The following is a 10228-nucleotide window of genomic DNA, read 5'->3' on the forward strand; positions in this document are numbered from 1 at the left end:
GGTCCGAGGCCGCGGCGCTGCGTCTGGGCCCCGACGACGTGGTGATCGGCGTCGCCGCCAGCGGCGGCACCCCCTACACCCGCGCGGTGCTGCAGGAGGCCGGCCGCGCCGGCGCCCTGACCATCGCCGTCGCCTCCAACCCCGGCGCGCCGATCTTCGGCGATGCCGCCCATGCCGTGCTGCTGGCGACGGGGGAGGAGCCAGTCGCCGGCTCCACCCGGCTCAAGGCCGGCACGGCGCAGAAGGTGGCGCTGAACCTGTTCTCGACGCTGGTGATGACCCGGCTCGGCCATGTCTATGACGGGCTGATGGTCGACATGCAGCCGACCAATGCCAAGCTGAACGTCCGCTCGGTGCGCATGCTGCGCAGCATCGTGCCGGTGGACGAGGCGACGGCCCGGTCTGCGCTGGAGGCGGCGGGGCAGAACGTCAAGCTGGCGGCCCTGGTGGCGATGGGCGACAGCGCCGAGGAGGGGCGGCGGCGCCTGGACGCGGCCGATGGCGACCTGCGCCGGGCCCTGGCCGCAAAGCAAGGTTCGTAAAGAGACACCGGGCGGCGGGGGGCCGCCGCCCGTGCACACGGCGAAACGCCGAACAGAGGAGGCAGTTGCACATGTCCCATTCGTTCCTGCGGGGCGCGTTCCTGGCCGGGGCGGCGCTCGCCGTCCTGTCCACCACCGCCATGGCCGCCGATGCCACGCTGACGATCGAGAGCTGGCGCAACGACGACCTGAAGATCTGGCAGGACACCATCATCCCGGCCTTCGAGAAGAGCCATCCGGGCATCAAGGTGGTGTTCTCGCCGTCGACCCCGACCGAGTACAATGCGGCCCTCAACGCCAAGCTCGAGGGCGGCACCGCGGGCGACCTGATCAGCTGCCGGCCGTTCGACGCCTCGCTGGCGCTGTTCCAGAAGGGCTACCTGGCCCCGGTCAACGACCTGAAGGGCATGGACACCTTCTCCGACGTGGCCAAGAGCGCCTGGATCACCGATGACGGCAAGACGCTGTTCTGCGTGCCGATGGCGTCGGTGATCCACGGCTTCCTCTACAACAAGGATGTTTTCGACGCCGAGGGCCTGACCCCGCCGAAGACCGAGGCCGAGTTCTTCGCCCTGCTCGACAAGATCAAGGCCAAGGGCGAGGTGGCGCCGCTCGACATCGGCACCAAGGACCAGTGGGAGGCCGCGACCATGGGCTTCCAGAACATCGGTCCGAACCTGTGGAAGGGCGAGGAAGGCCGCAAGGCGCTGATCGCAGGCAAGGAGAAGTTCACCGACAAGCCCTATGTCCAGGCCTTCGAGGAGCTGGCGAAATGGAAGCCTTACCTGCCGGACGGCTATGAGGCTCAGGCGTATCCGGACAGCCAGAACCTGTTCACGCTGGGCCGCGCCGCGATCTACCCGGCCGGATCCTGGGACATCGCCGCCTTCAACGCCCAGGCCGACTTCAAGATGGGCGCCTTCCCGCCGCCGGTCGAGAAGGCGGGTGACAAGTGCTACATCAGCGACCACACCGACATCGCGCTCGGCATGAACACCAAGACCAAGAATCCGGAGGCCGCCAAGGCGTTCCTGGAATGGGTGGCGTCGCCGGAATTCGCCGACATCTACTCGAACGCGCTGCCGGGCTTCTACTCGCTGTCGAACCACCCGGTCACGGTCAAGGACCCGGTGGCGGCGGAGTTCCTGAGCTGGCGCAAGAGCTGCGAATCCTCGATCCGCAACTCGTACCAGATCCTGTCGCGCGGCACGCCGAACCTGGAGAACGAGCTGTGGAACGTCTCCGCCCAGGTGCTGAACGGCACCATGACGGCGCAGCAGGCGGCGGACAGCATCCAGAAGGGGCTCGACTCCTGGTACAAGCCGGCGAAGTAACGCGATCCTTTAAACCCTGACGTCATCCCGGGCGCGGTGCAGCACGGAGTGCTGCGCCGCAGACCCGGGATCTCTTCGAGACCTCGATGAGATCCCCGCTTTCGCGGGGATGACGAGAAGAGTGTAAGCACCATGGCCAGCACCCAAGCCGTCGTCATCCCCCGCTCGCAGATCGCGGGCCGCAAGGGGCGCTTCCCCTGGCACGTCGTCGTCTTCCTGGCGCCGGCGACACTGATCTACACCGTGTTTATGATCTACCCGCTGCTCGACAGCCTGCGGCTCAGCCTGTTCACGCGGGACGAGGCGGGGGCGGAGCATTTCGCCGGGCTGGCCAACTACGCGGCGCTGTTCTTCGACCCGCAATGGGCCGACCGCTTCTGGAACGCGCTGGGCAACAATGTCCTGTTCTTCGCCGTGCACATGCTGGTGCAGAACCCGATCGCGATCGGGCTGGCGGCGCTGCTGTCCCTGCCCAATCTGCGCTTCACCAACACCTACCGCACCTTGATGTTCACCCCGACGCTGCTGTCGGTGGTGATCATCGGCTTCATCTGGAAGCTGATCCTGTCGCCGACCTGGGGCGTCGCCAAGTCGATGCTCGGCACCGTCGGCCTCGGCTCGCTGTTCGCGCCCTGGCTGGGGCAGGAGGGGTCGGCCCTGTTCACCCTGGCCCTGGTCTCGGTGTGGCAATGGGTCGGCATGCCGCTGCTCCTGACCTATGCCGCGCTCCTGAACATCCCGGAGAGCCTGACCGAGGCGGCGCGGGTGGACGGCGCCAGCCAGATGAAGATCTTCTGGCGCATCAAGCTGCCGCTGATCTGGCCGACCATCGGCATGGTCACGATCCTGACCTTCGTCGGCAACTTCAACGCCTTCGACCTGATCTACGTCTCCCAGGGGGCGCTGGCCGGGCCGAACTTCGCGACCGACATCCTCGGCACCTTCTTCTACCGCACCTTCTTCGGCTTCCAGTTGCAGTTGGGCGACCCCACCATGGGCGCGGCGGTGGCAACCATCATGTTCCTGATCATCCTGGCCGGCGTCATGACCTATTTCTACCTGGTCCAGCGCCGCCTGCAGCGCTACGAGCTCTGACCCATGGCCGCCAACCGCTCCTCCCCCATCTCGGCCGTGGCCGTGCATGCGATCCTGCTGGTCTACACCGTGATCGCGCTGTTCCCGATCGTTCTGGTGCTGTTCAACGCCTTCAAGTCGCGCAAGGCGATCTTCAGCCAGCCGCTGGCGCCGCCCGGGTCGGACACCTTCAGCCTGATCGGCTTCGACACGGTGCTGACCCGGTCCGATTTCGGTCTCTACTTCGGCAACAGCCTGACCGTGACGCTCGTGACGCTGTTCCTGGTGGTGTTCCTCGGCGCCATGGCCGCCTGGGCGCTGTCGGAATACAGCTTCAAGGGCAACGCCGTGCTGGCGCTGTACCTGGCGATCGGCATCATGATCCCGATCCGCCTCGGCACCGTGTCGATCCTGCGCCTCGTGGTCTCGCTCGACCTGATCAACACCCTGGCGGCGCTGATCCTGGTCTACACCGCGATGGGGCTGCCGCTGTCGATCTTCATCCTGTCGGAGTTCATGCGCCAGATCCCGAAGGAGCTGAAGGATTCCGCGCGCTGCGACGGCGTCGGCGAATACCGCATCTTCTTCCGCATCATCCTGCCGCTGGTGCGGCCGGCGCTGGCGACGGTGGCGGTGTTCACCATGGTGCCGATCTGGAACGACCTGTGGTTCCCGCTGATCCTGGCGCCGGGTGACGGCACCCGCACCATCACCTTGGGCGTGCAGCAATTCGTCGGACAGTACGTCACCGATTGGAACGCGGTGCTGGCCTCGCTGACGCTGGCCATCATCCCGGTCTTGATCCTCTACGCCTTCTTCTCCCGCCAGCTGATCGCCGGCCTGACCCAGGGGGCGGTGAAGGGGTAGGGGCGGACATGGCTAGCGATCTTGTGCTCCATGCCAGATGCGCAGGATCTCGACCACGGTCGTGATCCTGTAAACGATCACGAAGGGCTGAACAGAAACAAGCTCGCGCGTCCCGGCCAGTCGGCCGGGACGGCCGCGACGAGGCAGATGTTCCAGGCTGTCTGCCGCAGCCAGAAGCTGCACCGCGACCCGGTTCCCGGCCCAAGGGTTGAATTCGGCGATGTACAAGCGGATGCGATCAAGATCCAGCAGCGCGGATCGCGTCCAGCTTACTTGCATTCAGGGGGCGGCAGCTCGCTGTCCGTGCCCCACGACAGCAGCCACCGCCGCACGTCCTCATGGGGAACCATGCGGCCGGCCTCGACATCCGCGATCGCCTCGGCGACGGCGGCACGCAAGGCGGCTGTCTCCGGATCGTCTTGAGGCTGTTGCTGAGAAACGGGCTTCACCATGTCCATAATATAAGCCACGCCGGCAGTGACAGCCAGTGGCTTGCCTCCGGGCCGCCCTCCGCGCCCGGCGCGGGCGGGCTCCCGAATTTTCGCAACGCTCGCGGCTTGTCGCTGGGCCTCGGCCGGGTCTACCGTCCCCCGCTTCCAACTTTCCCGGGATCCGGACCCATGGCCTTCCTCGCCGCCTCGCTCGCCCGCGTCAAGCCGTCCCCGACCATCGCCGTCACCACCAAGGCGGCCGAGCTGAAGGCCGCCGGCCGCGACGTCATCGGCCTCGGCGCCGGCGAGCCGGATTTCGACACGCCCGACAACATCAAGCAGGCGGCGATCGCCGCGATCCAGGGCGGCAAGACCAAGTACACCGCTGTCGACGGCACGCCGGAGCTGAAGAAGGCCATCGCCGCCAAGTTCCTGCGCGAGAACGGCCTGAAATACGAGACCAGCCAGGTCACCGTCGGCACCGGCGGCAAGCAGGTGCTGTACAACGCCCTGCTGGCCACGCTGGACCCGGGCGACGAGGTGATCATCCCGGCGCCATACTGGGTCAGCTACCCCGACATGGTGCTGCTGTGCGGCGGCACGCCGGTGCCGGTGGTCTGCCCGGCGGAGCGCAGCTTCAAGCTGCAGCCGTCCGACCTCGAGGCCGCGATCACGCCGAAGACCAAGTGGCTGATCCTGAACTCGCCGTCGAACCCGACCGGCGCCGCCTACAGCTTCGCCGAGATGAAGGCGCTGACCGACGTGCTGCTGCGCCACCCGCATGTGCATGTCCTGACCGACGACATGTATGAGCACCTGGTCTATGACGACTTCAAATTCGTCACCCCGGCCCAGGTCGAGCCGAAGCTGTACGACCGCACCCTGACGCTGAACGGCGTGTCCAAGGCCTATTGCATGACCGGCTGGCGCATCGGCTACGCCGCCGGCCGGCCGGACCTGATCAAGGCCATCGCCAAGGTGCAGAGCCAGTCGACCTCCAACCCCTCCTCGATCAGCCAGGCCGCGGCGGTCGAGGCGCTGAATGGCCCGCAGGACTTCATCCCGCGCAACAACGTGGTGTTCCAGCAGCGCCGCGACCTGATCGTGTCGATGCTGAACCAGTCGGCCGGGCTGACCTGCCCGCGGCCGGAGGGCGCCTTCTACGTGTTCCCGTCCTGCGCGGGGACGCTGGGCAAGAAGACGCCGGACGGCAAGGTGATCGAGACCGACGAGGATTTTGTCACCTATCTGCTGGAATCCGAGGGCGTGGCGGTGGTGCAGGGCTCGGCCTTCGGCCTGGCCCCGTTCTTCCGCATCTCCTACGCGACGGCCACCGAGGCGCTGCAGGATGCCGGCGAGCGCATCCAGCGCGCCTGCGCCGCGCTGCGCTGAGGCCGCGCGTCTGAGAGGACCGGCGCCGGGCTGCGTCCCGGCGCCCGCTGGCCCGCGTCGTCGATGCGCGGTAACGTCGGCCTGTCCTGCCGCGAACTACAGGTGAGACCGCCCTGCGGTCGGATGGTTCGGGTCAAGGAGGACAGGCCGATGCTGATCAAGCGCAATCCGGGGTGGCGGATCCCCGAAAGCCGGGCGACGCCGGAATCGGTGTATGTGAACCGCCGCAGCCTGCTGCAGGCGATGGGCCTCGGCGCCGGGCTGCTGGCCGGCGCCGGCGCGGCGCTGGAGTTCCGTCCCGCCCGAGCCGCCGATCCCGACCCGACCGCCGGCCTGTACCCGGCCAAGCGCAACGACCGCTACACGCTGGATCGGCCGCTGACGCCCGAGCAGGACGTCACCACCTACAACAACTTCTACGAATACGGCTCCGACAAGGACATCTGGGAGGCGGCGCAGGAGCTGAAGATCCGCCCCTGGACCGTCAAGTTCGAGGGCATGGTCGAGCAGGAGCGGGAGGTCGACATCGATACCCTGATCCGCGCCATGCCGCTGGAGGAGCGGCTGTACCGCCACCGCTGCGTCGAAGCCTGGTCGATGGCGGTGCCCTGGACCGGATTCCCGCTGAAGGCGCTGGTCGATTACGCCAAGCCGCTGGCCTCGGCGAAATATGTACGCATGCAAACATTCCAGAATGACGAGGCGCCAGGCTTCAGCCAGGTCTTCTATCCCTGGCCCTATGTCGAGGGCCTGACCATGGCCGAGGCGACGAACGAGCTGGCCTTCATGGTCACCGGCCTCTACGGCAAGCCGGTGCCACGCCAGAACGGCGCCCCGCTGCGGCTGGTAACGCCGTGGAAATACGGCTTCAAGTCGATCAAGAGCATCATCCGCATCGCCTTCACCGACGAGCGGCCAGTGAGCTTCTGGGAGCAGCTGCAGAGCAGCGAGTACGGCTTCTGGGCCAATGTGAACCCGCAGGTGCCGCATCCGCGCTGGAGCCAGGCGATGGAGCGGGTGCTGGGCACCGGCGAGCGGGTGCCGACGCTGCTCTACAACGGCTACGGCGAATATGTCGCCGACCTCTACAAGGGGCTGGAGGGCGAGCGGCTCTACACCTGATCGGCGGCTGGTGACGCAGGGCTCGGGGGAGGGGGGACGTCCCCCCTTTCGCCGCGCCGTTTTCGGCGGCTTCATGCGGCGGGCTCATGCCCCGGTCCGGCAGGCCAGGAATCTGCACAAAAAAAGGGCCGGAAACGCGTTCCGGCCCGAGTCAAACAGGGAGGCTTCACGTCTGGGAGACGCAAGGAGCCGGCAGTGCCGGACCCTTGTTCTGCTGCGCTGCAGCACGAACGCTCTTAAGATAGGCATTCTGTGGCCGATTGGTAACCAGTTTCTGCCATTGCTTTTATGCGCGCATTGCATAGCTCGCTGTCAGGCATGCAGACCTTAGGAAATCCGCCACTTTTCCAGGTGCTTTTGCACAGATTTCAGACATTTGCCGTCTTTTTCTCAGATTCAAGGCCTGGAAATGAGGGCTCGAAGGCCTATGGACGGGGTGATGCGCCCGCGCGATGCCGGTTTCCGGCACGCCGGCGGAGACTCCGATCACGCCTTACCCAAGCCGTCATGGCGAGGAGGCGAAGCCGACGTGGCCATCCAGAGGGCGGTGCCGCTGGATGGCCACACCCCTTCGGGGCTCGCCATGACGGTGATGGAGTCGGCTCTGGCTCAGGATAGCCGGAGTGTCAGAACTTGCTCTCGGCCACCTTGCGGACGAGGAAGTCGCGGAACACCGCGATGCGCTTGGAGTGGCGCAGCTCCTCGGCATAGACGAAATAGGCCTCGGTGGTCGGGCCGGTCACCTCGGGCAGCACCCGCACCACGTTCAGGGTCGGGTCGACCATGAAGTCGGGCAGGGCGGCCAAACCCAAGCCGCTGCGGACGGCGCGGTAGATGGCGTACTGGTTGTTCACCCGCAGCGCGATCTTGCGGCCGCCCGGCGGCGGGCTGCCGACATGGGCCAGCCAGTTGATGTCGGCGATCGGCCCGCGCGCATCCTCGCCATAGATGATGATCGAATGCTTGTTCAGATCGTCGAGAGTCTGCGGGATGCCGTTGCGCTTCAGGTAGTCGACCGACCCGAAGATGTGGATCTTCACCGTCATCAGGTGGCGCTGGATCAGGTCGGGCTGGCGCGGCGGCGTCATGCGGATCGCCACATCGGCCTCGCGCATGCCCAGGTCCAGCTCCTCGTCATCGATCAGGACGGTCAGGTCGATGTCCGGGAAGGCGGTCAGGAACTCGCGCACCCGCGGCGTCAGCCAGGTCGAGCCGAAGGCGACGGTGGTGGTGATCTTCAGCGGGCCGCGGGCGTGGTCCTTGCTCTCGCTCAGCTGCGCCTCGGTCATCGACAGCTTGGCGAAGACCTCGCGCGCCGTGCGGAACAGCAGCTCGCCCTGCTCGGTCAGGATCAGGCCGCGGGCATGGCGGTGGAACAGCGGGACCTTGAGGCTTTCCTCCAGGGCGCTGATCTGGCGGCTGACCGCCGACTGGCTGAGGTTCAGCTTCTCGCCCGCATGGGTAAAGCTGCCCGCGTCAGCGACGGCGTGGAAAACGCGCAGCTTGTCCCAGTCCATTCTCCGGCACCCGTTCGTTTCTTGCGCGGGCGACAAGGGCGGGATGGTCGATATACCAGCGCTCGGCGTCGCGCCTGCGAATCACACTATATACACTATGACGGGCACCCCCGACCCGATGCAAGCAAAGCTTGGACCGAACGGGAACAATATTTCATCTGGATTCGATCGATAGGGGGGATGGCCCCCCTATGGTCATCGCTCTTACGAATCGGAGCGGCGCCCACCCGGACGGGCGGGTCAGCCCGCCGCGGCGACCTCGGCCGCAGCAGCCGGCTGCGCCTCGCGGTCGGCGATGCGCGCCAGATGGCCGGTGCCGGCATGCTCCGACAGGAAGCGCTCGGCCTCCAGCGCCGCCATGCAGCCCATGCCGGCCGCGGTCACCGCCTGGCGGTAGACCCGGTCCTTGACGTCGCCGGCGGCGAACACGCCGGGGATGTCGGTCGCGGTCGAATCCGGCGCGGTGATGATGTAGCCGTCGGCATCCATCCGGACATGGCCCTTGAACACCGCGGTGGCCGGATCATGGCCGATGGCGACGAAGACGCCGTCGGCCGGCAGCACGCGCTCGGCCCCGGTCCTGGTGTCGCGCAGCCGGGCGCCGGTCACCGCCTCCGGCATGCCGCCGCCGACGATCTCCTCGACCGTATGGTTCCACACCACCTCGATCTTGGGATGGGCGAACAGCCGGTCCTGCAGGATGCGCTCGGCCCGCAGCTGGTCGCGGCGATGCACCAGCGTCACCTTGGTGGCGTGGTTGGTCAGGTACAGCGCCTCCTCGACCGCGGAGTTGCCACCGCCGATCACCGCGACCTCCTTGCCGCGGAAGAAGAAGCCGTCGCAGGTGGCGCAGGCGGAGACGCCGCGGCCCTGGAACTGCTGCTCGCTCGGCAGGCCCATCCAGCGCGCCTGGGCGCCGGTGGCGATGATCACCGAATCGGCCTCGTAGACCGTGCCGGAATCGGCGGTGCAGACGAAGGGCCGGCGCGAGAAGTCGACCTGGGTGATCAGGTCGAACTCCAGCCGCGTGCCGCAGTGGCGGGCCTGGGCCTCCATCTGCTCCATCAGCCAGGGGCCCTGGATCACGTCGGCGAAGCCGGGATAGTTCTCGACATCGGTGGTGATGGTCAGCTGCCCGCCGGGCTGCAGCCCCTGCACCAGGATCGGCTCCAGATTGGCGCGCGCGGCATAGATCGCGGCGGTATAGCCGGCCGGGCCGGAACCGATGATCAGGACTTTGGTGCGATGGGTGGCCGGCATGGGGCGACAATCCGCTGGAAGGGAACTGTCACCGATAGATAACCACCGGCGGCGGCCGGGGCAAGGCGACGCGGGACTGGGGTGCAAGAGCAGGCAATCGGGCGGTATCGCGTAGCCTGTCCCGCAGGCGAGGCCATTTCGCAATGCCCCCTCAGCGTCATTGCGAGGAGGCGAAGCCGACGAAGCAATCCAGGGGCCGGTGCGCACCGGCCCCTGGATTGCTTCGCTGCGCTCGCAATGACGGTGATGGAATTCTGAGAAGGTCCTGCTTGCGAGAGAGGCAGGTGTCAGTGCGGAGGCGCTTCGAACAGCGCCCGTACCCGCGCCGCCGCCCGGGCGGTGTCGTCCAGCGGCGGATAGCTCCATTGCTCCAGCCGGCCGGCGAAGGGGCGGGTGATGCCCTCGGCCGCCAGAGCGTCGTGGAAGCGGCGGTGCTTCGGCGCCAGCTCAGCCCATTCGACCACATGCACCGGTTTGCCGGTGGTCGCCGCCTCCGACGTCATGTTGATGCTGTCATTGGTGACGATCACGACATCGGCCAGGGCCAGGAAGCCGAAATAGGGATTCGGGCCCGTGCCGTCCCAGATCCAGGCCGGCAGACCCTCCAGCGCCCGGCGCAGCGCCGCGGCCTCGCCCGCCGGCGTGCGCCGGCTGGTGGTGACCATCAGCCCGGTGCCGCCGCGCGCCAG

Annotated in this window: 11 protein-coding genes; 6 read left to right on the forward strand and 5 right to left on the reverse strand. The window is 67.1% G+C overall.

Annotated features, from left to right (window positions below; translation table 11 throughout):
- The 4 genes from P409_RS15875 to P409_RS15890 all read left to right on the forward strand — a co-directional run.
- On the forward strand, positions 1-542 hold a 542-nt coding region (locus tag P409_RS15875), incomplete at its 5' end, for an N-acetylmuramic acid 6-phosphate etherase (RefSeq protein ID WP_034838985.1).
- 71 nt (positions 543-613) lie between these two features.
- Positions 614-1876 carry an ABC transporter substrate-binding protein gene (locus P409_RS15880; protein WP_034838989.1) on the forward strand — a complete coding sequence of 421 codons (1263 nt, stop codon included), beginning with the start codon at positions 614-616 and terminating at the stop codon, positions 1874-1876.
- A gap of 132 nt (positions 1877-2008) precedes the next feature.
- Complete coding sequence (locus P409_RS15885; protein WP_081991540.1) at positions 2009-2971, forward strand: carbohydrate ABC transporter permease; 963 nt, start codon at positions 2009-2011, stop codon at positions 2969-2971.
- A 3-nt stretch (positions 2972-2974) separates the two neighbouring features.
- On the forward strand, positions 2975-3817 hold the full coding sequence (locus P409_RS15890; protein ID WP_034838992.1) for a carbohydrate ABC transporter permease: 843 nt from the start codon (positions 2975-2977) through the stop codon (positions 3815-3817).
- A gap of 12 nt (positions 3818-3829) precedes the next feature.
- Here the strand turns inward: P409_RS15890 and P409_RS37130 are convergent, their stop codons facing one another.
- Together P409_RS37130 and P409_RS15895 are read right to left on the reverse strand one after the other, a co-directional pair.
- Positions 3830-4096, reverse strand: a complete 267-nt coding sequence (locus P409_RS37130; RefSeq protein ID WP_081991541.1) for a type II toxin-antitoxin system RelE/ParE family toxin — start codon at positions 4094-4096, stop codon at positions 3830-3832.
- Complete coding sequence (locus tag P409_RS15895) at positions 4087-4275, reverse strand: CopG family transcriptional regulator (protein ID WP_034839020.1); 189 nt, start codon at positions 4273-4275, stop codon at positions 4087-4089. Before P409_RS15895 ends, P409_RS37130 begins: the two co-directional genes overlap by 10 nt.
- A 162-nt stretch (positions 4276-4437) precedes the next feature.
- Here P409_RS15895 and P409_RS15900 point away from each other — a divergent pair, with 162 nt between their 5' ends.
- Both P409_RS15900 and msrP read left to right on the forward strand, forming a co-directional pair.
- Positions 4438-5640 (forward strand): pyridoxal phosphate-dependent aminotransferase, encoded by a 1203-nt coding sequence (locus tag P409_RS15900; protein ID WP_034838996.1) that lies wholly within the window; start codon positions 4438-4440, stop codon positions 5638-5640.
- 150 nt (positions 5641-5790) lie between these two features.
- Positions 5791-6762 (forward strand): protein-methionine-sulfoxide reductase catalytic subunit MsrP, encoded by a 972-nt coding sequence (gene msrP, locus P409_RS15905; RefSeq protein WP_034839001.1) that lies wholly within the window; start codon positions 5791-5793, stop codon positions 6760-6762.
- 626 nt (positions 6763-7388) lie between these two features.
- Here the strand turns inward: msrP and P409_RS15910 are convergent.
- From P409_RS15910 to P409_RS15920, 3 genes are all read right to left on the reverse strand, one after another.
- Positions 7389-8279 carry a LysR family transcriptional regulator gene (locus tag P409_RS15910; protein WP_034839005.1) on the reverse strand — a complete coding sequence of 297 codons (891 nt, stop codon included), beginning with the start codon at positions 8277-8279 and terminating at the stop codon, positions 7389-7391.
- Positions 8280-8519: 240 nt separating this feature from the next.
- A complete protein-coding gene (trxB, locus tag P409_RS15915; protein ID WP_052120731.1) occupies positions 8520-9539 on the reverse strand; it encodes a thioredoxin-disulfide reductase in 1020 nt (339 codons plus the stop codon).
- Positions 9540-9826: 287 nt separating this feature from the next.
- The coding region (locus P409_RS15920) for an ELM1/GtrOC1 family putative glycosyltransferase (RefSeq protein WP_034839010.1) at positions 9827-10228 on the reverse strand (402 nt) is incomplete at its 5' end.

Origin of the sequence: Inquilinus limosus MP06, assembly GCF_000767795.1 — a bacterium.
Taxonomy (GTDB): domain Bacteria; phylum Pseudomonadota; class Alphaproteobacteria; order DSM-16000; family Inquilinaceae; genus Inquilinus; species Inquilinus limosus_E.

Coding starts and splice junctions, on each gene's coding strand:
- msrP (WP_034839001.1), top strand. CDS start 5,791: ATGCTGATCAAGCGCAATCCGGGGTGGCGGATCCCCGAAAGCCGGGCG.
- P409_RS15880 (WP_034838989.1), top strand. CDS start 614: ATGTCCCATTCGTTCCTGCGGGGCGCGTTCCTGGCCGGGGCGGCGCTC.
- P409_RS15885 (WP_081991540.1), top strand. CDS start 2,009: ATGGCCAGCACCCAAGCCGTCGTCATCCCCCGCTCGCAGATCGCGGGC.
- P409_RS37130 (WP_081991541.1), bottom strand. CDS start 4,096: ATGCAAGTAAGCTGGACGCGATCCGCGCTGCTGGATCTTGATCGCATC.
- P409_RS15895 (WP_034839020.1), bottom strand. CDS start 4,275: ATGGACATGGTGAAGCCCGTTTCTCAGCAACAGCCTCAAGACGATCCG.
- P409_RS15910 (WP_034839005.1), bottom strand. CDS start 8,279: ATGGACTGGGACAAGCTGCGCGTTTTCCACGCCGTCGCTGACGCGGGC.
- P409_RS15890 (WP_034838992.1), top strand. CDS start 2,975: ATGGCCGCCAACCGCTCCTCCCCCATCTCGGCCGTGGCCGTGCATGCG.
- trxB (WP_052120731.1), bottom strand. CDS start 9,539: ATGCCGGCCACCCATCGCACCAAAGTCCTGATCATCGGTTCCGGCCCG.
- P409_RS15900 (WP_034838996.1), top strand. CDS start 4,438: ATGGCCTTCCTCGCCGCCTCGCTCGCCCGCGTCAAGCCGTCCCCGACC.